General features: G+C 35.2%; 25 protein-coding genes. 7 read left to right on the top strand and 18 right to left on the bottom strand.

What is annotated here, in order from left to right:
* Positions 1–25 precede the first annotated feature (25 nt).
* The 6 genes from ctaG to cyoE form a co-directional block, all read right to left on the bottom strand.
* The gene (gene ctaG / locus COD11_RS23925; RefSeq protein ID WP_098799409.1) at positions 26–928 is read right to left on the bottom strand and encodes a cytochrome c oxidase assembly factor CtaG; all 903 of its coding nucleotides are present in this window, start codon (positions 926–928) and stop codon (positions 26–28) included.
* 279 nt (positions 929–1,207) lie between these two features.
* Positions 1,208–1,540, bottom strand: a complete 333-nt coding sequence (gene ctaF / locus COD11_RS23920) for a cytochrome c oxidase subunit IVB (RefSeq protein WP_098799408.1) — start codon at positions 1,538–1,540, stop codon at positions 1,208–1,210.
* A 4-nt stretch (positions 1,541–1,544) separates the two neighbouring features.
* A complete protein-coding gene (ctaE, locus tag COD11_RS23915; RefSeq protein ID WP_098799407.1) occupies positions 1,545–2,171 on the bottom strand; it encodes a cytochrome c oxidase subunit III in 627 nt (208 codons plus the stop codon).
* Positions 2,171–4,036: a cytochrome c oxidase subunit I gene (ctaD, locus tag COD11_RS23910; RefSeq protein WP_098799406.1), complete on the bottom strand. Its 1,866-nt coding sequence runs from the start codon at positions 4,034–4,036 to the stop codon at positions 2,171–2,173. Before ctaD ends, ctaE begins: the two co-directional genes overlap by 1 nt.
* 31 nt (positions 4,037–4,067) lie before the next feature.
* Positions 4,068–5,147, bottom strand: coding sequence for a cytochrome c oxidase subunit II (coxB, locus tag COD11_RS23905; RefSeq protein ID WP_098799435.1), 1,080 nt, complete (start codon positions 5,145–5,147; stop codon positions 4,068–4,070).
* A 96-nt stretch (positions 5,148–5,243) separates the two neighbouring features.
* Positions 5,244–6,173, bottom strand: a complete 930-nt coding sequence (gene cyoE / locus COD11_RS23900; RefSeq protein WP_098799405.1) for a heme o synthase — start codon at positions 6,171–6,173, stop codon at positions 5,244–5,246.
* Between the two features lie 602 nt (positions 6,174–6,775).
* Here cyoE and COD11_RS23895 point away from each other — a divergent pair.
* Entirely contained in the window at positions 6,776–7,717 is a 942-nt protein-coding gene (locus COD11_RS23895; RefSeq protein ID WP_098799404.1) for a COX15/CtaA family protein, read from the top strand.
* A 48-nt stretch (positions 7,718–7,765) separates the two neighbouring features.
* On the opposite strand, the gene pyc is transcribed toward COD11_RS23895, so the two are convergent.
* From pyc to COD11_RS23880, 3 genes are all read right to left on the bottom strand, one after another.
* Positions 7,766–11,206 carry a pyruvate carboxylase gene (gene pyc / locus COD11_RS23890; protein WP_098799403.1) on the bottom strand — a complete coding sequence of 1,147 codons (3,441 nt, stop codon included), beginning with the start codon at positions 11,204–11,206 and terminating at the stop codon, positions 7,766–7,768.
* Between the two features lie 187 nt (positions 11,207–11,393).
* On the bottom strand, positions 11,394–12,611 hold the full coding sequence (locus COD11_RS23885; protein WP_098799402.1) for an FtsW/RodA/SpoVE family cell cycle protein: 1,218 nt from the start codon (positions 12,609–12,611) through the stop codon (positions 11,394–11,396).
* A 162-nt stretch (positions 12,612–12,773) separates the two neighbouring features.
* Positions 12,774–13,055: an Fpa/YlaN family protein gene (locus tag COD11_RS23880; RefSeq protein ID WP_098799401.1), complete on the bottom strand. Its 282-nt coding sequence runs from the start codon at positions 13,053–13,055 to the stop codon at positions 12,774–12,776.
* Between the two features lie 307 nt (positions 13,056–13,362).
* Here COD11_RS23880 and COD11_RS23875 point away from each other — a divergent pair, with 307 nt between their 5' ends.
* Complete coding sequence (locus COD11_RS23875) at positions 13,363–13,860, top strand: hypothetical protein (protein ID WP_098799400.1); 498 nt, start codon at positions 13,363–13,365, stop codon at positions 13,858–13,860.
* Positions 13,861–13,915: 55 nt separating this feature from the next.
* Here COD11_RS23875 and COD11_RS23870 read toward each other — a convergent pair whose 3' ends face one another.
* The gene (locus COD11_RS23870) at positions 13,916–15,244 is read right to left on the bottom strand and encodes a PhoH family protein (protein ID WP_098799399.1); all 1,329 of its coding nucleotides are present in this window, start codon (positions 15,242–15,244) and stop codon (positions 13,916–13,918) included.
* A 246-nt stretch (positions 15,245–15,490) separates the two neighbouring features.
* Between COD11_RS23870 and COD11_RS23865 the strand changes: the two genes are divergently transcribed.
* Complete coding sequence (locus tag COD11_RS23865; protein WP_098799398.1) at positions 15,491–16,096, top strand: YhcN/YlaJ family sporulation lipoprotein; 606 nt, start codon at positions 15,491–15,493, stop codon at positions 16,094–16,096.
* A 131-nt stretch (positions 16,097–16,227) separates the two neighbouring features.
* Here COD11_RS23865 and COD11_RS23860 read toward each other — a convergent pair whose 3' ends face one another.
* Complete coding sequence (locus COD11_RS23860) at positions 16,228–16,686, bottom strand: pyridoxamine 5'-phosphate oxidase family protein (protein ID WP_098799397.1); 459 nt, start codon at positions 16,684–16,686, stop codon at positions 16,228–16,230.
* A 155-nt stretch (positions 16,687–16,841) separates the two neighbouring features.
* Between COD11_RS23860 and COD11_RS23855 the strand changes: the two genes are divergently transcribed.
* Both COD11_RS23855 and COD11_RS23850 read left to right on the top strand, forming a co-directional pair.
* A complete protein-coding gene (locus tag COD11_RS23855) occupies positions 16,842–17,042 on the top strand; it encodes a YlaI family protein (RefSeq protein WP_098799396.1) in 201 nt (66 codons plus the stop codon).
* A complete protein-coding gene (locus COD11_RS23850) occupies positions 17,039–17,470 on the top strand; it encodes a hypothetical protein (RefSeq protein ID WP_231309447.1) in 432 nt (143 codons plus the stop codon). Before COD11_RS23855 ends, COD11_RS23850 begins: the two co-directional genes overlap by 4 nt.
* A gap of 24 nt (positions 17,471–17,494) precedes the next feature.
* On the opposite strand, the gene COD11_RS23845 is transcribed toward COD11_RS23850, so the two are convergent.
* Both COD11_RS23845 and typA read right to left on the bottom strand, forming a co-directional pair.
* On the bottom strand, positions 17,495–17,815 hold the full coding sequence (locus tag COD11_RS23845) for a YlaH-like family protein (RefSeq protein WP_231309446.1): 321 nt from the start codon (positions 17,813–17,815) through the stop codon (positions 17,495–17,497).
* A 206-nt stretch (positions 17,816–18,021) separates the two neighbouring features.
* Positions 18,022–19,863, bottom strand: a complete 1,842-nt coding sequence (typA, locus tag COD11_RS23840) for a translational GTPase TypA (protein ID WP_098799393.1) — start codon at positions 19,861–19,863, stop codon at positions 18,022–18,024.
* A 221-nt stretch (positions 19,864–20,084) separates the two neighbouring features.
* Between typA and COD11_RS23835 the strand changes: the two genes are divergently transcribed.
* A complete protein-coding gene (locus tag COD11_RS23835; RefSeq protein ID WP_098799392.1) occupies positions 20,085–20,270 on the top strand; it encodes a DUF5325 family protein in 186 nt (61 codons plus the stop codon).
* 56 nt (positions 20,271–20,326) lie between these two features.
* Here COD11_RS23835 and COD11_RS23830 read toward each other — a convergent pair whose 3' ends face one another.
* The 3 genes from COD11_RS23830 to COD11_RS23820 all read right to left on the bottom strand — a co-directional run bounded on the left by COD11_RS23830 (position 20,327) and on the right by COD11_RS23820 (position 21,912).
* Positions 20,327–20,791 (bottom strand): GNAT family N-acetyltransferase, encoded by a 465-nt coding sequence (locus COD11_RS23830; protein ID WP_098799391.1) that lies wholly within the window; start codon positions 20,789–20,791, stop codon positions 20,327–20,329.
* Complete coding sequence (locus COD11_RS23825; RefSeq protein WP_098799390.1) at positions 20,788–21,579, bottom strand: inositol monophosphatase family protein; 792 nt, start codon at positions 21,577–21,579, stop codon at positions 20,788–20,790. Before COD11_RS23825 ends, COD11_RS23830 begins: the two co-directional genes overlap by 4 nt.
* A 144-nt stretch (positions 21,580–21,723) precedes the next feature.
* The gene (locus COD11_RS23820; protein WP_098799389.1) at positions 21,724–21,912 is read right to left on the bottom strand and encodes a hypothetical protein; all 189 of its coding nucleotides are present in this window, start codon (positions 21,910–21,912) and stop codon (positions 21,724–21,726) included.
* A gap of 347 nt (positions 21,913–22,259) precedes the next feature.
* Between COD11_RS23820 and COD11_RS23815 the strand changes: the two genes are divergently transcribed.
* Positions 22,260–22,880, top strand: a complete 621-nt coding sequence (locus COD11_RS23815; protein ID WP_098799388.1) for a YktB family protein — start codon at positions 22,260–22,262, stop codon at positions 22,878–22,880.
* A 65-nt stretch (positions 22,881–22,945) separates the two neighbouring features.
* Here the strand turns inward: COD11_RS23815 and COD11_RS23810 are convergent, their stop codons facing one another.
* Complete coding sequence (locus COD11_RS23810) at positions 22,946–23,215, bottom strand: UPF0223 family protein (protein ID WP_098799387.1); 270 nt, start codon at positions 23,213–23,215, stop codon at positions 22,946–22,948.
* Between the two features lie 34 nt (positions 23,216–23,249).
* Positions 23,250–24,206, bottom strand: coding sequence for an NAD(P)H-dependent flavin oxidoreductase (locus COD11_RS23805; protein WP_098799386.1), 957 nt, complete (start codon positions 24,204–24,206; stop codon positions 23,250–23,252).
* Positions 24,207–24,247 lie beyond the last annotated feature (41 nt).

Raw genomic sequence — 24,247 nt, 5'->3', positions numbered from 1 at the left:
ATGTCAGCCTCCAATAATTCATATATTATTTTACTGGTTCTGGAGACAGGTTCTTTTTCAACTCAAGTTCATCTCTTCGTCTCTCATTACCTGCCCATTTAAAAAAGATATAAGCAAGAATTGTCCCATAAACAATTTCTTGGATGATTTTCATCAACACTCCGCCAAGCTGTTGATCCTCAACAAGTGGTAATGTATTAAACATATCAGGACCTGTAAGATTTAATCCAGATAGCATATCAGCTGGAACACATAATTGTAATGCATTAATCCATGCTTGTGGCTCGGAATAAGTTAAATAAAGTGGATCATTAGCAAAAATAATAAGTGCACATGCAGGTGTTAATAAAACTCCATCAGCAAAAATATATCCTACTTTTTTTATACCTGTAAGCGATTTCCAATCTGATAATGTATTTAATAACGGCCACCACATACACATAGCACCGATGAAAATAGCTGTCGTCATGATCGCGTGATACAATGAATCAGTTTTCACAAAATCGAAAACTAGCGGAACATGATAAAGTGAAAAAACTCCATTAAATACAATTAAAGCTATTATTGGATTTGTTAATACTTTCATTATAGGCTTTATTACTGGACGATATATTATTGATCTCCATAGCCAATCCGGTACTCCCAAAATAATAAATGGGGGTACAACTAAATATAATATTGCCATCTGTGTCATATGAGCACTAAACATAATGTGCCCAAGAAGATCAACAGGACTTCCTTTACTAATATAGATAAACAGTATAGCCGTGACAAAAAGTAATTTTTGTTTATTTGAAACAGGAGAACTATCTTTAAACTTAGTTCGCCAAGGTCCAATGATCAAAAAATAGATGGCTACAATCACAAGTAAAACAATGAAAAAATACGGACTCCACAAGGCACGAAATCCAAATATATCAAAGCTCATCTTTAAGTCAGCTCCTTAAGCTAGTCTTTCAGGATTATTATACACTTTTAGTTCATAGCGTATCAATGAACGTTCTATGACAAATACATTAGAGGTTTATTAATGATAACACTCTAAGAGAGCCTAATATATATCTAAATACATTTGCTATTAAGGGGATAATTTAATTATTTATATACAACTAACCAATAATTATATCCCGTTTAAGTGGGTATTTAAGGATTAACGAATAAAGAAAGAGCAATCAGCATATACGCCAATTGCTCTTCATTGTTTTCATTACCACCAAATGATCGTAACGAAAGCTAAAACTGTTAAGCCAGCAACTCCTACACCTGAAAAAAGAAATAATGCTGGAGTTTCATGTCCTTTATGACTCATATGCATAAAGTAGTAAAGCTGGAAAATGACTTGAATAACCGCAAGAGTAATGATAAAAGGAATCTTGAACCATTCAGCAATTCCATCATATCCTACAGCAATAAATGCGACAATTGTTAAGAAAATCATCATGCCAAATGTTACAACCTGATGTTTCATATCCTCTGCATTTTTTTTACGACGATAAGCAAGATCTACTTTAGGGTTTGTTGAATTATGATTATTTGCCATCAGTTTATCCCACCATTCCCATTAAGTATACAACAGTGAAAATGAACACCCAAACAACATCAATAAAGTGCCAATATAAACTTGCAACATAATATTTAGGTGCATTATACAAACTTAAGCCACGTTTTGCATTTCGAACAATTAAGGTAGTAATCCATAATAGACCAAAAGCAACGTGAAGTCCGTGTGTTCCTACTAGCGTGTAGAAAGAAGATCCAAGTGCACTACTAGTAATTGTGAATTCAAATTCATGGACATAATGATTAAACTCATAAATTTCCAAAATCAGGAATGCCAATCCTAATAGAACAGTAATGATTAACCAAAGTTGCATTTTACCAAAATTGAAGTTTTTCATATGGTACATTGCATATACACTAGTTAAACTTGATGTTAAAAGTAACATCGTTGCTGCAAATACAAGAGGAATTTCAAATAACTCTTGTGTGGTAGCCCCACCTGCAGTAGATTCTCTTAAAGCTAAGAATGTTGCAAAAAGAGTTGCAAAGAGTACTGTCTCTCCACCAAGGAATAACCAAAAGCCAGTAAATTTATTTTTGCCTTCAAGGGTTGACTTTTCAGGCGAAGCAGGGAAATTTTCTGCTGTTAATTTTTCTTCAACAGATGCCATTACGCTTTCCCTCCTTTATCTTCATTAAGTAAGTCCTCTTTATGGATATGATATCCATGATCATCAATAACAGAACGTAAGAACATACAAGCGAAAGTAATAATGAAACCTACAATGATCGCAGGAAGTCCCCAACTGTAATCTTCACGGTACATTAATCCAAATGATACAATAAATAATCCAAATGACATAATAAACGGTAGGATTGATCCGTTAGGCATATGAATGTCACCAAGTGGTTCTGCTGGTGTCATTTCTTTATTTCCTTCCATCTTCTCAATCCAAAGAGCATCTAATCCACGAACAAGTGGAGTTTGTTTAAAGTTATACTCAGGTGGTGGTGATGAAATCGCCCACTCAAGTGTACGACCGTCTCCCCATGGATCTCTTCCAACTTTTTTACCCTTTACTGCCGTGTAGACAATATTAATAAGTAAAAGAATTGTTCCAGCTGCCATTAAGAAAGCACCGATTGTACTAATAAAGTTCCCTGTATCTAACCCTTGACCAGGTAAGAATGTGAATACACGACGAGGCATCCCCATTAAGCCTAAGAAATGTTGGATAAAGAAAGTTAAATGGAAACCAGTAAAGAATAAAACAAAGGTTACCATGTTTAATTTTTCATTTAACAATTTACCAAACATTGTTGGCCACCAGTAAATGGCACCAGCAAATAATGAGAATACTACCCCACCTACAATTACATAGTGGAAGTGAGCTACTACAAAGTAACTATCATGGTATTGATAGTCAGCTGCAGCCATAGCAAGCATTACACCTGTTACTCCACCCATAACGAATGTAGGAATAAATGCTACAGACCATACCATTGGGGACGTAAATTTAATAGATCCACCCCAAATTGTAAATAGCCAGTTGAAAATTTTAATACCTGTTGGTACAGCGATTGCCATAGTAGCTACCGCAAAAATAGCATTTGCAATTGGTCCTAAACCAGTTGTAAACATATGGTGAGCCCAAACCATGAACCCAAGGAAACCGATTAAAACTGTAGCAAATACCATTGATGAATATCCGAACAAACGCTTTCTTGCAAAAACCGGAAGAATATCTGAGAAGATACCGAAAGCAGGTAATACTAAGATATATACTTCAGGGTGTCCAAAAATCCAGAAGATATGTTCGAAAATTACAGTGTTACCGCCTAAAGCAGGGTTAAAGAAAGCAGTACCAAATAAACGATCAAACATTAGAAATGCTAAACCTACTGTTAATGCAGGGAAAGCAAATAAAATAAGTGCAGAAGCTACAAATGTAGTCCATGTAAATAATGGCATACGCATGTAAGTCATTCCAGGTGCACGCATGTTAATGATTGTTACAAGGAAGTTAATCCCAGCTATCAACGTACCTAGACCTGAAACCTGTAATCCTAATAAGTAAAAATCAACACCATGTCCTGGTGATTCTAACGCTAAAGATGCATATGACGTCCAACCTGCGTCAGGTGCTCCTCCTAAAAACCAACTTAAGTTTAAGAAAACTCCACCAAAGAAGAATAACCAAAAACCTAAAGAGTTTAAGAATGGAAATGCTACGTCACGAGCACCAATTTGTAATGGTACAACCGCATTCATTAATGCGAATAATAAAGGCATTGCAGCTAAAAATATCATTGTCGTTCCATGCATTGTTAACACTTCATTGTATAAACCAGCACTAACAAAATCATTGTTCGGAACGGCTAGCTGAATGCGGATCATCATTGCTTCTAATCCACCAACAAGGAAGAAGAAGCCACCGGATATCAGGTAAAGGATAGCGATTTTCTTATGGTCTACCGTTGTGAGATAGTCCCAAAGAACAGCGCCGACCCCTTTTTTCTGAGTTAACGTGCTCACAGTGTTACCTCCCTTTTCATTTAGCTCTTAATTAATTACTTGAGACTTTAAGTCCCATTAAATATTCAGTTAGAGCATCCAACTCTTGATCATTCAATTCTGGATAAGTACCAGTCATTTTATTTCCTGGCTTGTATGCTTCAGGATCTTCTAACCAAGCACGAACGTTCTCAGCATTGTGTTCAAGAACACCTGCTACACGAGCACGCTCTCCAAATGTTGCTAAGTTAGGAGCAGTTCTTGCAGCTGCTGGTCTCTCATCAGTAGGAGAAACAGCATGACAAGCAATACATCCTTTTTCTTCAAATAATTGCTCACCTTGTTTTGCTAAATCAGTTGAAGCAACTGCATTAGCATTTTCCATGCCAGAGATCCACTGGTCAAATTCGTCTCTGGAAATAGCTTTTACTTTAAAGTCCATTAATCCGTGTGAAGGTCCACAAAGTTCAGCACATTTACCATAGAAATACTCACCAGCTTGGTCAGCTCTTGCTGAATCAAACTTTAACCACATTTGGTTTACATTGTCTACGTTCGTATCCATCTTTCCACCAATTGATGGAATCCAGAATGAGTGCTTAACATCAGAAGCAATCAAGTTAAAGTAAACTCTCTCATCAGTTGGAACGACTAAATCTTGACTCGTAACTATTCCGTAATCAGGATATTCAAATTCCCACCAGTATAGATTTGCACGAACATTAACAACGATCGCGTCTTCTGGTTTACGGTTCTCATCATCGATAGCATCCACCTCTGCAAGTTTAAATGTTGCAGATACCACAGGCACAGCTAAGACAAGAAGTAACAAAATAGGAATAACAGTCCAAATGATTTCTAGCTTATGATTCCCTTCAACTTGTACAGGAATGTTGTCTTCTCCCATTTTGCTTCTACGGAATTTCATTACAACATAAATGAAGATTACCGTTACGATTGCAATAACGACGACCATAACTAAAGTACTTAATACCATGATGTCGTACTGCATATCCGCTACTTCACCAGCAGGTTTAAGCGTGGAAAGAAACGGTTCACCGCAGCCGGCTAAGACAAGCGTCATAACTGCGAAAAGTGAAAACAGACGCCATTTTGTCAGCCATTTTCTCATAGCCAAATCAAACCCCTCTTTCAGTAAATTAAAGTCCTATCAATTTTACAGGAACTCTTGTATAAATAAATTCTTTTTAAAGAAAGAATTTCACAATTAGATAATGGTGAATAACACCATTGATACAAACAAAATTGTTAAGTAGTTAATTGAATAGACGAACATTTTAGTTGCCCATTTCATTTCAATTTCTTTATTTTTAAAGCCTTTTATTCCAATTATTACCCACCCAATATTAAGAATGGTTGCTAGAATCAGAAATCCCACACCAAGTTCATATAAGTAAAATGGCAACGGTATTAAGCATGCAACCCATACCATAATTTGACGTTTAGTAACATCAAACCCATGAACAACAGGAAGCATTGGAATATTAGCAGCTCGATACTCTTCGGTTCTTCTCATTGCTAAGGCTAAAAAATGTGGTGGTTGCCAAATGAACATAATTAAAAATAGTACCCATGCCATAACACTTAAGTTAGAGTCAATTGCCGCCCATCCAATTAAAGGTGGAACAGCACCTGAAACACTTCCAATAACAGTATTAATGGTATATAAACGCTTAGACCACATTGTATACAAAAAGATATAAGTAACAACCCCTACCAACGAAATAATTGTCGCAGTGATCGTTGTCATAAGCATTAATGCAAATCCTATAGTTAACAGAAAGATTCCAATCCACAATGCATGCATTGGGTTCATTTTTCCAGTAACTGTTGGACGTTCCTTTGTTCTTTCCATTAAATGATCAATATCCCTGTCATAATAATTATTAATTGCACAGGATCCAGCGATTACTAATGAAGAACCAAGCAATGTAAATAGTACGACATCAATATTAGCTAGGAATCCTTTACCACTAAAGTAAAGAGCAAGCCAAATACCAGTAAAGGTAGTTATTGCATTTGAGTTAACAATCCCTACTTTAATTAATGAAAGGAAATCCTTCCAGAGTGTCGTCTCACGTATATCATTTGAATGATGCTTAATTGCAGCCTCATCCAAAACTTTTGTATCTGCCAATTCATTACCTCCTTACCCAATATAACCTAAAATATTTAGGCTATTTCAATTTCCTTCACCTGTCTTTAAAATACTTGCTTTTGAAATAAACAGTCTCTTCTATTACATATGATAACATAGTTAAGAGAAGTAAGATGAAGGCGGTTGCAACCTGCTAATTTTCTATATCTTATCATACTAAAAAAATAAACATTTAAAAACGGTCTACTTGATATTAAAACATAATTCTTTCTTAAATTGTGAATAATTTATGAAGTATTTTTGTCGAAATTGTGAAGCGATACATCTCCCTTGAACTATACTACTATACCAAGCCTTCCTATTTTATCATAATTTCCATTTCAATTCTTAGGAAAAAATAGTTATTGTAATAAAAATAATGGTACCTTCTATTTTTCTAGTAAACTCCTAATACATATTCAACCCCTTTAACGGAGCAATAAATTGTGACGACTATATTTGACACCCTTTTCATAAAACTTAAGAACTTTGTGAACATTTTACGTTATTTATTGTCTTTTTCTTATACATTGTGTACGATACGGTGGAGTATTTTTTTCTAATATTTATCTCAATTGACTATACTTAAGTAGGTGAACATGTTGCAACGTGCTCTTAAATGGTTCGCCGTTTTGACAACAGTGATTATGTTGTGTGTTTTAATTGGCGGAGCTCTTGTTACGAAAACTGAGTCAGGTGCAGGATGTGGAGATTCTTGGCCGCTATGTCACGGCGAGCTTGTACCGAGTGAAATCACTTTTGAACTCGTTATAGAACTTAGTCATCGTTTGGTTAGTGGACTTGCTGGTATAGCTGTGTTAATTCTCTCAATATGGTCCTGGAAACAAATAGGTCATGTAAGAGAAACAAAGTTTTTAGCTATACTATCAATGTTTTTTCTAGTATTGCAGGCCTTAATTGGAGCTGCTGCTGTTATGTGGGGCCAATCAGATGCCGTTCTTGCTCTTCATTTCGGTATATCGCTTATTTCCTTTGCATCTGTATTGTTATTAACACTATTAATATTTGAATTTGATAAGAAATTTGACTCAAAGACATTAATAATTGATAAGACTATGAAATTTCATATGGTTGGCATTATCGTCTATTCATATGTTGTCGTTTACACTGGCGCATATGTTAGACATAAAGGTGCAAGTCTAGCCTGTCCAGAATGGCCGATGTGCAGCGGACGAGCAGGTGAACTGCCGACTACACTGCATGAATGGATTCAAATGGGACATCGAATGGCTGCGGGCATTATTTTTATTTGGATAACATATACCGCATGGCGTGCATTTAAGTATCACAAACATCAAAAAATTATTTATAAAGGTTGGATGATTGCCTTTATTTTAGTATGTATGCAGGTAACATCCGGAGCATTTGTTGTTTTATCAGGGTTAAATCTTTTTGTATCGTTAGCTCATGCACTTATAATTTCATGTTTGTTTGGACTATTCAGCTATTTCCTTTTATTAGTTAGTCGTAGTAATTTAAATACTGAGGTTAGTTCAACAACTGAACATTCATTTTCCAAATAAAAAAAGAGGCCTTCGCCTCTTTTTTATTTTCTCTAAAGTATTGGTAGATTACCCTTTAGAAATTTCTATTAACAAATCACCAGATTGAATTCCCTCACCATTAGTAACATGAATACTTTTAACAACTCCTGTAAAGGGAGCTTGAACTGTAGTTTCCATTTTCATAGCTTCTGTAATAATTAAATGATCACCTTTGTTCACTTTTTCACCTTTTACAACTAACACCTTAATAACTGTTCCCGGCATAGTCGCACCAATATGTTCTCCATTGCTTTTATCAGCTTTAAGCTTTGACACTACCGTAGATTGTATGTTTTCGTCTTTAATCAACACTTCACGGGGCTGACCATTTAATTCAAAATAAACAACTCTATGTCCATCAGCTTGAGGTTCACCAATTGAAACAAGTTTCACTATTAATGTTTTACCTTGTTCAATCTCAACCTCTATCTCCTCACCCAACCTCATTCCATATAAAAAAGTTGGGGTATCAAGGACAGAAATATCACCATACATATCACATGTTTTAATATATTCAGAAAAGACTTTAGGGTAAAGAGCATTAGAAATTAGTTCAAAATTAGTTACAGGTCTTCCCAAACTATGAAATAGCTCTTCTTTCATAGCTTGAAAATTTACTGGTTCAAGTTTTTCACCAGGTCGCTCGGTTATAGGAGTGCGACCTTTTAAAATGATTCGTTGTAATTCTTTAGGAAACCCTCCATGCGGTTGCCCTAAATACCCCTCAAACAATTCAATAACTGAATCAGGAAAATCCAGAGTTTCGCCCTTTTCAAAAATATCATCTTCATTTAGTTTATTTTGAACCATGAATAGTGCCATGTCGCCAACAACCTTAGACGAAGGGGTAACTTTGACTATGTCACCGAATAGATCATTTACTCTGCGGTACATCTCTTTTACTTTATCCCATTCATCACCTAGTCCAACAGCCTTTGCTTGTTGCTGAAGATTACTATATTGACCTCCTGGCATTTCGTGCATATAAATTTCTGAATGTGGTGCGTTCATACCACTCTCAAAGTTAACATAATATTTCCTAACATTCTCCCAATATTGTGAAAGCTGTTCTAATGACTGTATATCTATATTTGGTTGTCGCTCATATCCTTCTAAAGCATAATAAAGGGAATTCGCACTTGGTTGTGAGGTAAGCCCTGCCATTGAACTTACCGCTACATCAACTATATCTACCCCAGCCTCAATTGCTTTTGAATAGGTAAAAATTCCATTACCACTTGTATCATGGGTATGAAGGTGGATTGGGAGATCAACTGCATCTTTAAGGGTAGATATGAGTTCATAGGCTGCTTTAGGTTTAAGTAAACCTGCCATATCCTTAATCGCTAGAATATGCGCACCAGCTCGCTCAAGCTCTTTTGCCATATTTTTATAATATTCCAGATTATATTTAGGTCTGCTTGAATCCAATATATCTCCTGTATAGCAAATAGCAGCTTCTGCAATTTTCCCAGATTTACCTACCTCATCAATTGCCAATGTCATTCCTTTAACCCAGTTCAAACTGTCAAAAATTCTAAAAACATCAATACCTGCATATGCTGATTTTTCAACAAATTCCTTTATGACATTATCAGGATAATTTTTATACCCAACTGCATTTGATGCTCGCAGTAGCATCTGTAACAATACGTTTGGCACTTTATCACGAATTGTTAATAAACGATCCCAAGGATCTTCTTTTAAAAAACGGTAAGAAACATCAAAAGTTGCCCCGCCCCACATTTCCAAAGAAAATAAATGAGGTAACAATTGCGAAGTTGGTTCAGCTATATTCTTTAAGTCATTTGTTCGCACTCGTGTTGCAAGTAAGGATTGGTGTCCATCTCTAAATGTTGTATCTGTTAACAGCACTTGATTTTGATCCTTTATCCACTTAATAAGCCCTGAAGCTCCTTGTTTGTCTAAAATTTGTTTCGTTCCATTTAATTTTTGTTCAGAGTACTTGACTTTTGGAACAACAGGTTTCTCAAACACAGGCTTCTTTTGTTTATCTATTCCAGGGAATCCATTTACAGTAAGAGTTCCAATGTATGAAAGCATTTTTGTTCCCCTGTCTTTCCTTTTTGGAAAAACAAATAACTCCGGTGATGAGTCGATAAAGGATGTATTATATTTTCCACTTAAGAAGTCCTCATGCTTTACTACATTTTCTAAGAAAGGGATATTTGTTTTAATTCCTCTTATTCTAAATTCCCTTAAATTTCTGACCATTTTAGATGCAGCTTGTTCAAATGTTAAAGCCCAAGTCGAAAGCTTTACTAGTAATGAATCATAGTGAGGAGTAATAACAGCCCCTTGAAACCCATTACCTGCATCTAAACGAACACCAAAGCCGCCACCAGATCGGTATGCCATAATTTTACCGGTATCAGGCATAAAGTTATTTAAAGGATCTTCTGTCGTTACCCTTGATTGAATTGCATAACCATTTACTTTAATTTGATCTTGAGATAGAATGCCAATCTCTTTACTTGCCAGATTATGACCCTGAGCTATTAGAATTTGAGTTTGGACAATATCAATTCCTGTTATCATTTCAGTTATCGTATGTTCAACCTGTACACGTGGATTTACTTCAATGAAATAATAGTGATCTCCTGAAACTAAAAATTCAACTGTTCCTGCATTTAAATATTTCACATTATCCATAAGCTTTACAGCATCATCGCAAATCCTAATACGAAGGTCCTCCGATAAAGAAACACTAGGTGCTACCTCAACAACCTTTTGATGACGTCTCTGGACAGAACAATCTCTTTCATAAAGGTGAACAGTTTTCCCGTCATGATCTCCAAATATTTGAACTTCAATATGTTTAGGATTCTCAATAAATTTTTCTACATAAACCTCATCGTTCCCAAAAGCTGCTTTCGCTTCAGATTTTGCTCGTTCATATGATTCTTGTAAGCTTTCTTTACTTCTTACAATTCTCATACCTCTTCCACCGCCTCCTAGTGAGGCCTTAATCATAAAAGGATAATCGTATGTATCTCCAAATTCAATCACTTCATCAAGGTTTGCTACAGGACCATCACTCCCCGGAATAACAGGTATATTAGCTAGTTCTGCTTGTTTTCTTGCCTTTACCTTATCTCCAAACATATCTAAATGCTCAGATTTAGGACCGACAAAAATGATTCCTTCTTCCTCGCATCTTCTAGCAAAATGAATATTCTCAGATAAAAAACCATAACCTGGATGTATTGCATCAACCTGATTATTTTTTGCGATCTCAATGATTCCTTCGATATCAAGATAGGCATCAATTGGTTTCTTTCCTTCTCCTACTAAATAAGCTTCATCAGCTTTATAGCGATGATATGATCCTGTATCTTCTTTCGAATAAATCGCTACTGTCCTAATATTCAACTCTGTACATGCCCGAAAAACCCGAATCGCTATTTCCCCTCTGTTTGCAACTAAAAGCTTATTCACTTTACCCATTAAATCATTTCCCCTCCTAAAACAAACAATTAGTTTGCAATTAGTATAACACATTGAATAAAAATGTTATACAGAAAATCAATGGCTATTTGGCCTTTTAGACTAACACAGCAGGTAGTTATCTTCAGAATATAAATAAAATACCCGTCAGACAGACATTTGTGACTGATGGGTATTTAAGTAAATTTTATCTTATTGAAGTATTCTTTGTTGTTTGAATAGGCTTGATTTCTTGTAATGGTTGATTATCCACTTTAACAGGCTTCTTATACGTATCACGGTATGTTGTAAACATTGAAACATTTATAAGTAGCCCCATAGAAATAAGGAGCAAAAGAATAGAAGAACCTCCGTAGCTTATAAACGGTAAAGGAACACCTGTAATCGGTAGCATTCCCGTTAACCCGCCTAAATTAATCATAGATTGAATGGCAATCATACTTGAAATACCAACGGCAAGCAAGGTACCAAAAGGATCTTGACATTTCCTTGCAATATAGAACCCTTTTATTACAATAAATGATAGTAGAATCAATACAAATAGGACTCCTAAAATTCCTAATTCCTCAGCAATGATAGACATTATAAAATCAGTATGTGATTCAGGTAAGTATCCATACTTTTGAACACTTTGTCCCAAACCTAATCCTGTCAAGCCACCGGAACCAATTGCATAAAGAGAATTTACAAGTTGATATCCAGCTCCCCCTTCGTTTCCGAAAGGATCTAGCACACCAGTAAAACGACTCATCTGTTCATCGCTAAAAAATCCTTTAAGAATGATATACGGCAGCATCAATAAGCAAAACAGCCCGAATAGAGATATTAGCTTTAACATACTTTTTATCGCCATTCCTGAGCAGACAATCATACAAATAGCAATCATCCCAATTATAAAAGCAGTTCCAAAATCAGGTTGAATGACAACAAAAAAGCAAATAAGTCCTGTGAAAATAAGCGGAGGAAGAACACCTCGTCCAAATTCATCTATATAAGACTGCTTCTTATCATAAACAGCTGCAAGATAAATGATTACACTTAGCTTCACAAACTCCCCAGGCTGAAGGCTGAAACCCCCCAACTTGATCCAACTTTGAGCGTTACCTGCTACATGCCCGATGAAAAATAAAGAGACTAAGAGTCCAATAGATCCAAAGACAATAAATTTCAAAATTTTACTATTTAAAAATGCTCTGTAAGGAAAAATCATCATTACAATAAATGCAAGACCGCCTCCAATAAGAGCCATTTTTTGCCTTTGAAAAAAATGATCTGGCTCAAAGCCATATCGTGCAACTGCTGTGATCATACTAGAACTATAAACCATAACAAGTCCAAATGAACATAACAGGATAACAGCCAATATTAATGAATAATCATATGATTTTATTATTTTTTTCATCATAATTATCTCTTCCTTACTTAAAAACATGAAGTAAATCTAGTTGTACCTTTATTTTACTATATCTTCGCTTTTTATAGAGGAAAATCCTTTAAAATCATCATATTTTTATCAATAAACTAAAAAAACTCAAACTATTACATGTGAGTTTGAGTTTTTAGTCAACTATTTTGTTGTAAATGCATCGTGTAATGCAGACAACTCTCTTTCAAGCGAATCAAGAAGTTCTTTTCCTTCACGTTCCTCAACTAAACCAAGCCTTACAGCGAAGTCTATTTCTCTAGATAAACCAAACATTTGTGTATCTAAAACCTCTTCATAAAGTGGACATTGAGGCATCGTTAAATTATCCATTTGAACCTTGATTAATTTCATGATTTTATCAGCATCTGCCTTAAGTACCGCAAGTGCCTTTTCTCGATGATTAACAGCAATCTCAGACGCCAATTTAATCCCTCCGTTTCCGAGCGATTACCCTATTCTATGTATTAATATTAAATCCATTGAAAGAAAAAAGCAAGGACAAACAGACTAAAGATTAAATAATCCTCTAAAATTTAAGCCTATTTGCTAATTCTTAAATATTATCATAATGGAATTAGATTTTTATAAGTTAAAGCCAATGTATTTTTACACAAATGATGTTCACTTTCGCAATGGAATTAATTGTAAACCTCATTGAAAGGATTGCTTTCTTAACATGTGACAAATTTTCCATAAAAGCTTATACTAGCGTTGTAAAGGGGTGTTCATAATGAATTCAATTATTATTATAAAAGGAAAGGTAAATTATCAAGTTACCTTAGATCCAGGAGTTTGGATTTTCGATGATAGAAAAGTTGATTTAACAACATATTTTCATACGGAACAGGAATCAAAAGATGAGTTAGAAGAGTATACGAAAGCGGTATCTAAACACTGGGAACGTGAAATTCGTGAAGGAGCTATTTACCCTCCAACACTTAAGACAGAACGTACATATGAAAAAGAAAAAATTTTGAACGGAACCTTTGGAATTCCTTTTAAACCCTTCCTTCAAAATGCAGAGACCCAAGATGATGCAAAAGAGGTTCAATTTATTACAAAAGATCAGAAATACATCGTTTCACTTGGAGATGCTTCAGAGATGATCTTAGGGTTTAGCAAGAAAGGAAAACCTCTTAAAGAAGATGGTCCTATTCACGTTTATTATGGTGATGGATCAAATGTTGATTCACCAATAAAACATGTAAAGGAAATTATAGTTTCTTAATGAGTTAAGAAAAGGGCTGATCAAAGCCCTTTTCTTTTTGACTAATTGTAGAGCACTATAGTAAGTCAGCCGCAAGCTGAGCTAACCCAGATCTTTCTCCTTTTACCAGCCTTACATGACCGGCTATAGGCTGATCTTTAAACTTTTCCACAACATAGGTTAGTCCATTATTATATTCATCTAAATAAGGATGATCTATTTGTTCAGGATCCCCCATTAGAACAATTTTACTTCTCTCACCAACACGCGTAAGAATTGTTTTCACTTCATGTTTTGTTAAATTTTGTGCTTCATCAATAATAATAATTTGCTCAGGTATACTTCTCCCACGAATATACGTTAAAGCTTCTACTTCAATTGACCCCATACCAGCTAATATCGCATCAAGCTCACCTGGCTTTTTGGTATTAAAGAGATATTCAAGGTTATCAAATATTGGCTGCATCCACGGTCTAAGCTTTTCTTCTTTCTCACCAGGTAAAAATCCTAAATCTTTTCCAACAGGTACGATCGGTCTTGCAACAAGTAACTTTTTGTAAGAACCAAGATCTTCAGTTTGCATAAGGCCTGCCGCTAAAGCAAGTAATGTTTTTCCAGTTCCTGCTTTTCCAATTAATGTAACTAAAGGCAAGTCCGTTCTAAGTAAAAGCTCCATAGCCATCGTTTGCTGAACATTTCTAGGTTTAATTCCCCAAATGTGGTCATGATCAAATACAAGTCTTTGGATTTTTTTACCTGAATGATCCACCTTACCAATCGCAGATGAAGAACCTCCAAGTGCATCTTTCATGATCACAAATTGATTTGGATAAAAAGGATGATTCGTTATTTCTGATAATATTAACTCATTTTTTTCATAAAAACGATTTAAATTTTCATTGCTAATATACAAGTCGAGAAAGCCTGAATAGATGTGATCAATTTCAACTACTCGATCACTTAAAAAATCCTCAGCTATTAAACCGATCGCATCAGCCTTTACTCGAACGAGCGTGTCCTTACTTACTAAAATAACTGCTCGGCCATTTTCTTTCGTTTGTTCCTCTAAAGATAAATTCTTTGCAACTGCAAGTATTCGGTTATCATTTGTTTTTTCAACAAAAATTTCTTGTAATTGGTGAAAAGACCGATGATTTAATTCTATCCTTAATGACCCACCATTTGGTAAAGGAATTTTCTCATGAAGTTTGCCTGTTTCTCTAAGCTGATCAATCAATTTTGAAACTTGTCTTGCATTTCTACCTATTTCATCCATATACCGCTTCTTTGAATCAACCTCTTCTAAAACCACTGCTGGAATTACTACTTCATTTTCTTCAAAAGAAAAAATTGAATTCGGATCTTGCAATAATACATTTGTGTCTAAAACATAAATCTTCCTCAAACCTCCGCCTCCTACTCCGTTCCTATTTTTTTATGGAGTTTATACAATTAGGTGGTGAAAAAAAGTCAAGCTGTGAATGAAGCGTTGCTAAAATATATGAAAGAATGAATAAAGATAGAAGGTTTATTAGACAATAAAATTAAAAAGCAGTAAAAAAACTTCTTTTCAACTGAAATTCTGATGTCAAATGAACAATTAAATTCAATGAATAACACTAAATTCTAAAAAATCTTAAGGAGTGATCTCATGAAATTCATTACAATTCTTTTGTTATCGTTCCTCATCATAACCGGTTGCAATCAAGACCAGGGTGCCAATGATACGCAAAAAAATGGCGGAAACGAAACACCAATAAATGTTAAAAACAGCGTAGAAGAGCATGTTGATCGTAAAACAGGACAAGAAATCTCAAAGCATCTTGTGGAGCTCGCAACTCAAATACCTGAAGTTAACGATGCAACAGCTGTTGTGCTTGGACAATTTGCAGTTATTGGTATTGACGTTAATTCAAAGCTTGATCGTAATAAAGTAGAAACAATAAAATATACAGTTGCAGAAAGCTTAATGCATGATCCATATGGAGCAAGAGCAATCGTCATTGCAGATGCAGATACAAACGTTAGACTACGTGAAATGGCCAACGAAATTCAGAAAGGACGACCAGTTGTTGGTATCTTAGACGAGTTAGCAGCCATTGTAGGACGTGTCGTACCAGAAGTACCGTCTGAAATCTTAGATAACCAGCAAAAACAACCAACAGAGCAAGGTAAAAATCAACTAAATGAGCAAGAAGAAAAGTCGTTAGAAAAAGTACAGCAAGATCAATCGAATGGTCATTTAAACGATAAGTAAATCAGTTACTTTTTTAAATTAAAACAAGACTGCCTGGAACAATTTATGAATACCTAATACGAGTTAGCGGTGTTAGGGTCATCTTGTTTCAAGCAGTCTTTTTTCTAATCCGACTATAATATATTCACTTTTCAATGATGTTTTTTTAAGGCCTCTAATACTTGTTTATCTAACTTTGATGCCGCTTTTTCATCATACGTTTTTTCATATTTTGGTTCGGCTGAAATTTTTGAACCATAGAACATAACATCACGAACTTCGATTATAGATAGTTCAATTAAAGCAAGTTTCAGCGGAACTTCTTCCAACCTTCCCCCTTTAACATGTGCATTTCCGTTAATGGAGTATGTAGATTCGTTAGCGATTAAATTTAAAACAATTGCAGGATGTTTCTTTATATTGTCGATGATTCGTGAGCGTTCATCTACTGCTAATAATATTCGATTAGTTTCCGGAGCAAAAACCCAAGAAATGGCACTTATGTTTGGAGAACCCGTTTCATTATCAATTGTTGCCAAAGTTACATACCGCTCTTGCTGCAAAGCATTAAATAAGGGCTCAATTAACACTGGTTCAACTTTATTTGCCATCTGAATCCTCCCTTTCCATTTTATATACAAATATCATACCTTTTTTTCTAAAAGGTTCCAACTAAAAACATTCCTTCTCTATTCTTTTAAAGGCTTATGTTATAATATGACCAATAGAATTAGTAAAAGATATTAATATAATAAAGAGGTGCCAAATGAGAGTAAAGTGTGTTATCTGTGATACAGTGGAAAACATTGACGATGAAACATTAGTTGCAAAACGACTTAGAAACCGTCCAATTCATACATATATGTGTAATCCTTGTCAAAACAGAATTACAGAAAAAACAAATGAGCGAATTGCAACCGGTAAGTTTCGGCTTTATCAAGATAAAAAGACTGAAGACACCTGGTGAGAATTTTTCAAGGAGCCGTTACCGGACTTATAAGCGGAACAGTATTGGGCTTGTTTTTAAAATTAGTCGAAACAATAACAAATCTAAAGGTTTACACACTATTGCTAAATATTGATTTTATTTATATTGGTTATATTCCTGAAATCTTAGAATTTATTGTTCATCTAGCAGTATCTGTTATGATCGGTATAATCTTTGTTTTTTTAACTCATTTCCTTAAGCTAGTAAAGGTGAAGCAGCAAGTTCTTCTCTCATGTTTTTTAACTATACCAACTGTTTTTTTATATTTCCCTTTAACAATACTTTCCATAAAAGAAACACCTGAGTTACTTGACTTTACAGCTATACTTTGGTGGACATTAGGACACTTACTATACGCCTTAATCCTACCAATTCCACTACGACTTTTTAAATTAACCATAAAATAAAGGTTCTGACTTTTGTCAGAACCTTTATTTTACTTCTTCTGCTTCTTGTTTTTTTGACTGATATAGCCTGATTTTATAAATAATTAAAATAAGTGCTGCAACTACTAGACCTTCTGCAACTGGTAAAAATATTCCTAAAAATGTTAATACCGTACTACCAAAGGCTAAAAAGGTATAAATAACAGCCGATTTTAAAATTGGAAGTTTTTTAGCAAACCCAAGTTTGTAAACAAGAATCGATAAAAATAAGATTGTTAAATATAACATCCACATCCCAAGCTTCGGGTTATCGACAACTTGGTACAGGCTAGGAAAAAACGAAAGTCTTTCTGAAACATCCATCATGTCCCCTCCTCACAAGTTTACTTGCTAGTTACTAACTGTATAAAAACTCTAATTATATACTAACACATAAATTGTTACATCATTTTAGTAAATTGGAGTCTAGTTATGTTAGGTTACCATCCATCCACAAATTGAACTATGAACATTACTTTAAGTGAAAGGCTGATTCTACACAATAGAATCAGCCTTTCAAATTAGCTTTCAAATTACATGCCAGCTAGTTTTTTCTTTTTAGCTGCTTTTTCACGTTCATTTTTATCAAGAATTTTCTTTCTCAATCGAATCGATTCAGGAGTTAACTCACAATATTCATCATCATTTAAATACTCAAGGGCTTCTTCTAATGACATAATACGAGGTTTTTTCATTGTACTCGTTTGATCTTTAGTAGCAGAACGAATATTTGTTTGTTGTTTCATCTTACAAATATTAACAACAAGGTCATTTTCACGAGTGTGTTCTCCAACAATCATACCTTCATATACATCAACACCAGCTTCAACGAAGATCACTCCACGGTCCTCAACACCTTGAATACCGTAAGTTGTAGACTTGCCATTCTCCATTGAAACAAGAACACCTTGGCGACGTCCTCCTACTTTACCAGGTTGCATTGGCTGGTAGCTGTCGAATGTGTGGTTAATGATACCAAATCCACGAGTTAAAGACATGAACTCAGTTGAATATCCAATTAATCCTCGAGCAGGTACATTAAATATTAAACGTACTTGACCATTACCGTTATTTATCATATCAAGCATTTCACCTTTACGAGCTCCGATAGATTCCATAACAGAACCAGTGTGCTCTTCAGGAACATCAATTTGTACACGTTCTACTGGTTCACATCTTACTCCATCAATTTCCTTAACAATAACCTCTGGTTTGGATACTTGTAATTCATATCCTTCACGACGCATGTTTTCAATTAAGATTGATAAATGAAGCTCTCCACGACCAGAAACAACCCATGCATCTGGTGAATCTGTTGGATCAACACGTAAACTTACATCTGTTTGTAATTGAGCTAATAAACGCTCTTCAATTTTACGTGCTGTAACAAATTTACCTTCACGACCAGCAAACGGACTGTTATTTACAGCAAAAGTCATTTGTAATGTAGGCTCATCTATACGTAGAATAGGAAGAGCTTCCTGATGTTCAGCTGGACATACTGTCTCACCAACATTGATATCTTCCATACCTGATACTGCAACAAGGTCCCCTGCGACAGCTTGTTCTACTTCAACACGTTTTAATCCTTGGAAACCAAAAATCTTTGATACACGGAAGTTTTTAATTGAACCATCAACTTTCATTAATGAAACTTGTTGTCCAACCTTCATTGTTCCACGGAATACGCGTCCAATCCCGATACGACCTACGTAGTCATTGTAATCTAACAAAGCTACTTGGAATTGAAGAGGCTCTTCTTTGTTATCAACTGGTGCAGGAATATGATCTACAATAGCATCAAATAATGAAGCCATGTTTTCTTCTTGTTCAGCTGGGTCAGGACTTGTACTTGCTGTACCATTAATAGCTGAAGCAAACACTACCGGGAATTCTAATTGATCTTCATTTGCATCAAGCTCGATGAATAAATCTAACACTTCATCGACTACTTCTGATGGACGTGCAAAATCACGGTCAATCTTGTTTACGACAACAATCGGTGTTAAGTTTTGCTCTAATGCTTTCTTTAATACGAAGCGTGTTTGTGGCATACACCCTTCATAAGCATCAACAACAAGTAATACACCGTCAACCATTTTCATAATACGTTCAACTTCTCCACCGAAGTCAGCATGTCCTGGCGTATCCATAATGTTAATACGTTTGTCTTTATAGTTTATTGCTGTGTTTTTTGCAAGGATTGTAATTCCACGCTCACGCTCAAGGTCGTTTGAATCCATTGCACGTTCAGCAACTTGCTCGTTCGTACGGAATGTTCCAGACTGATGTAAAAGTTGGTCAACCAAAGTTGTTTTACCGTGGTCAACGTGGGCAATAATAGCAATGTTGCGAATATCATTTCGAAGTTTCACAATTTCATCTCCTAAAAATATATAATAACCAAAGAATGAGAGGCTATCTAAATGGTTTTAAAATGCTCATTCCTGTAGTATTCTGAGTTAATACTTTCATTATTTCAAAATCACCTTCGATATTATACCATAAACAATCTAGAAAAGCCGAATGATTTTAAGTAAACTATAAGAAGTAATCAAAAATTAGGCAAAGCCATGGTTGGGAGCTGTCATTTTTAATGAAACAAGGTAAATGGATTTTTCTTGTATTAGCTGTATTAGCAGCCCTTTTTATGATTGGAATTGGAGTGGCCGTTGGTGAACGAAGCATCCTGGGAATTATTTTAGCCATCATTGGTCTAAATGCTGTAATGGCTACTGGTTTTATTATGAAAAAAAGAATGAGAGAAAAAGGCTTAATATAAGATCCTCTCCTTTTCTCTAGAAATTAAAGAAACTCGCCACCTTCGGCGAGTTTTCTTTATAATGGCTTAACAGAGATCATAAATTTTTTATGAGTTGTATCATCCTCTTCAACCTTAAATTGCTCAAATCCACATTTCCCAAGAAATAGAAGCCAGGAATCTCTCTGAATAGGACACCCCGCAAATATTGCTTTATGGCCATTATCACTTAAAACCATTCCGATTTCATTCAGTATGGCTTTTCCATATCCTTTTCCTCTAAAGTTTTCATGAACAATAATCGTACCAATCCAAGGCTTCTCGTTAGCTGGAGACCATTCCAAAACATATGATATACCTATAAGGTGATTTTCATCCAACCATACCCTCCAATCACCGTTGTACATTTTGTATGATGATAGGTATTCAGTAATGTCTTCGACTTTACATTCTTCCTCTTGCCATTCTAGACTTGTCCTAACTAAATCCATGAAAAATGGATAATCACTAGTTTCAAGTATACGAGATGTTAATTTTGTCATTTTACCAAAAATTCTTTAAGGATATATTGATGTAATGATTGTTCACCAATAAAAAAGCTATTCTTATTTAATAGATCAAGTTTTTCTCCTGATAATGTTGATGCGTTTGCACCAACTTCCTCTAGCAGAACCAAACCCGCCGCAAAGTCCCAAGGTGCCAATCTCATCGTCATATAAGCATCTAAACGTCCCGCTGCAACATATGCACATTCAAGCGCTGCTGATCCATAAGACCTTGTACCACGTACCCTTTTAACAATAGGGGTAATTAATTGGTGATCGAACCGTTTATTCTCTGTTACCCACATCGGACTTACACTTAATATAGCTTGCTCGATTTTCACTTCATCACGTTTAGGCAAAGGTAACTCATTCATATAAGCACCCTCTCCTCTAAAAGCATGATAAAGCTCTTTATGTACAACATCATAGATTAACCCTATGTAACCAACACCATCTCCATATACTCCTACAGATATAGCGAAGTTTCTTTGCTGATGGACAAAATTCATCGTGCCATCAATTGGATCAATAATCCACACGACTCCGTCTAAACTTTCCACCTTATCACCATATCCCTCTTCACCAAGGATTTTGTGATCAGGGTAGGTTTCTTGAATTTTACTTATTAAATATTGTTCTACTTCTTTATCCATATTTGTAACCAAATCATTTGGGTTTGACTTGTACTGTATAGAAAGGGCAGAATCAAAAGAGTTTCTAATTAATTCACCGGCTTCTTCCACCCACTGTTTTGCCCTTTGATCTAATTCCTTCCAGTTCGTCATTAAGCAACCTCATTTCTATGTAATAAATCACCATTTCTATATTAAGCATACTGTATGGAATTAACGGAAATCAAGTATCTGACACTTTGTCGCGCAGATAAAAACGAACCTAACCTAAGGTTCGTTTGTAGATATTCTTCTCTACTAAGCTTGAAGTTTCATCCACTCTTTTCTTAACTTTTCTAGTTTTTGCTTACACTCTATTTTTTTCTTTTGATCTTTATTCTGCATAGCTTCGTAAAGGGAGGCTAATTCGTAATCGAGTTCGAGTCTTAACACCCCAATACGATTGTTAATCATTTTCTGACCACTCGTTTTAACTATTTGTTTCATTTTTTACCGCCCCTTTCATTTCATCTTTTTTATAACAAGGTAACCAACAAAGCGATTTCAAAGAATCATTTAATGTTTTAATAGTTTTTTTATATAATATGTGATCGTAAAAAAAGTTGGAACCAATTAGACAAAATTGTGTATTTACCTAATCTATACCACCAAATTATTTTTTAAAACTTTAAAAAGAGAGTATCAAGAATGTATGTTCGGGTAGTTTTAACTAGTAAATAATCAATCGTTTTTAAGGTAAACTTAAGGAAGACATATAACTGGGAAAGAGGACGGAAATTGTTTATAATAATTATAAATTAAAATTAGATATAAACTAGGAGGAACTTTGATCGATGAAGTTTAATGGGTTCACAAATGAAGATTTTGAAACATTTACAATAGATGGTCTGGATGAACGGATGGAAGCAATTCGAGGACGTATTCAACCAAAATTCCATGAGTTAGGACAAGCTTTAACAGATGATCTTGCTTCTTTGCTGCAAAAAGAAATGTTTTTACATATAGCAAAGCATGCAAGAAGAACGGTAAATCCACCTAAAGATACATGGTTGGCTATTGCGGATAATAAACGTGGATATAAACAGCATCCTCACTTTCAGGTTGGATTATTTGATGACCATCTTTTTATTTGGCTGGCATTTATTTATGAATTACCAAACAAGGAAAATATTGCAAAAAAATTCTTAGAACATCTTGATAAAGTTGTAGATATTACACCAGAAGAATACTATGTTTCTTTAGATCATACAAAAAAAGATGCTAAGCCACTTCAGGAAACTGATTTAAAAAAAGCTTTAGAAAGATTTAGAGATGTAAAAAAAGCGGAATTTCTTATTGGTCGTCATTTCCGGGCGGAAGACCCAATTGTACGAGACGGAGATAAGCTATATGAAGTCATTCGTGAAACATATGAGACATTACTTCCTCTTTATAAGCTGTCGTTCGATAAATAAAAAAAACAAATCGTTTGTGATAACAAAACGTCCAAAGTACTTTTACTACTTTGGACGTTTTGTTCTTACATTTTCAATAAGTGAACTTCTTCAGCATCTTTTGCTTTTTTGATCACGCGATAAGATGAATAACCGCTCACTTCTTCAAACTCATTGCATATTGTCTTTTCTTCCGCCTTACTTGGCACAATCTCTTTAAATCTTCGATATGCTGTCATTAGTACTGTCCGATCGATTCCATTTTCATATGCTTTCTCAATACATTCAAAAAAATGAATCACATCAACTGTTTCCTCTGTGTTCCAGTCTAGAGAAATAGGATATTGATATTCCATGTATAATGCCTCACTTCCACTGTGTCTATGAACATTATGTCCATTCTTTACGGATTGTTTCCGCCTCTTTAATAATTCGACTAACCAGCTCTTGTACAGAAGGTATGTCTGATATTAACCCCATTACTTGCCCTGCCCATGCAAACCCATCATTTATCTTACCATCATATATGTATCTTTTGTTAGCTCCCCCACTAATATAAGTTCTTAATTCTTCATACCCACCAGAATTCTTTTCAATTTCTAAGATTCTGTCCGTCCATTCATTAGCAATTGCCCGAGCAGTTGCTCCAAGTGACTTTTTAATAACAACTGTACTGTTTTCATCTCCATCAATTAATGCTTTCTTATAAACAGGGTGTGCATGAATGCATTCTTTCGTAGCAATAAATCTAGTGCCCATTTCAATTCCTTCAGCTCCTAAGCTTAAAGCAGCCATTAGCCCTCTACCATCAGCAATCCCACCTGAAGCAATAACAGGTATATTGACAGCGTCGACTACTTGAGGAACTAACACCATAGTACCTACATCTGTTCTTCCAAGATGTCCTCCGCCTTCTTGTCCTACTACCATTACAGCATCTGCACCCAACTCTTCAGCTTTGATTGCCTGCCGTTTTGCTGCTACTAAGACCAGTTTTTTTATTTCCGTGCCTTTAAGTAAATCAAAAATAGGACTGGGATTTCCACCTGTCATAGAGATCACTGGAACATCTTCCTCAATCGCTACTTGTACTAGCTCTTCATACCCTTTTCCGTGTTGGCCGATTGCAAAATTCACGCCAAACGGTTTTGATGTTTTATCACGTATCTTTTTAATTTCATTACGGAGTGCATCGGTTGTTCCAAGTGACATAGCTGTAATTTGCCCTAACCCACCAGCATTTGAAACAGCTGCAGCTAAATCTGAATAGGCTAAATACGCTAACCCCCCCTGAATAATTGGATATTGAATCCCCAAAACATCAGTTACTCTTGTTCTCCAATTCATTTCTTCCCCTCCTTTATTAAATACGTATTGTCAAAACTTCT

This window comes from Bacillus sp. AFS040349, assembly GCF_002577655.1.
In the GTDB taxonomy this organism is placed as follows: domain Bacteria; phylum Bacillota; class Bacilli; order Bacillales; family Bacillaceae; genus Metabacillus.
This window is presented reverse-complemented; position numbering and strand designations above follow the sequence as displayed.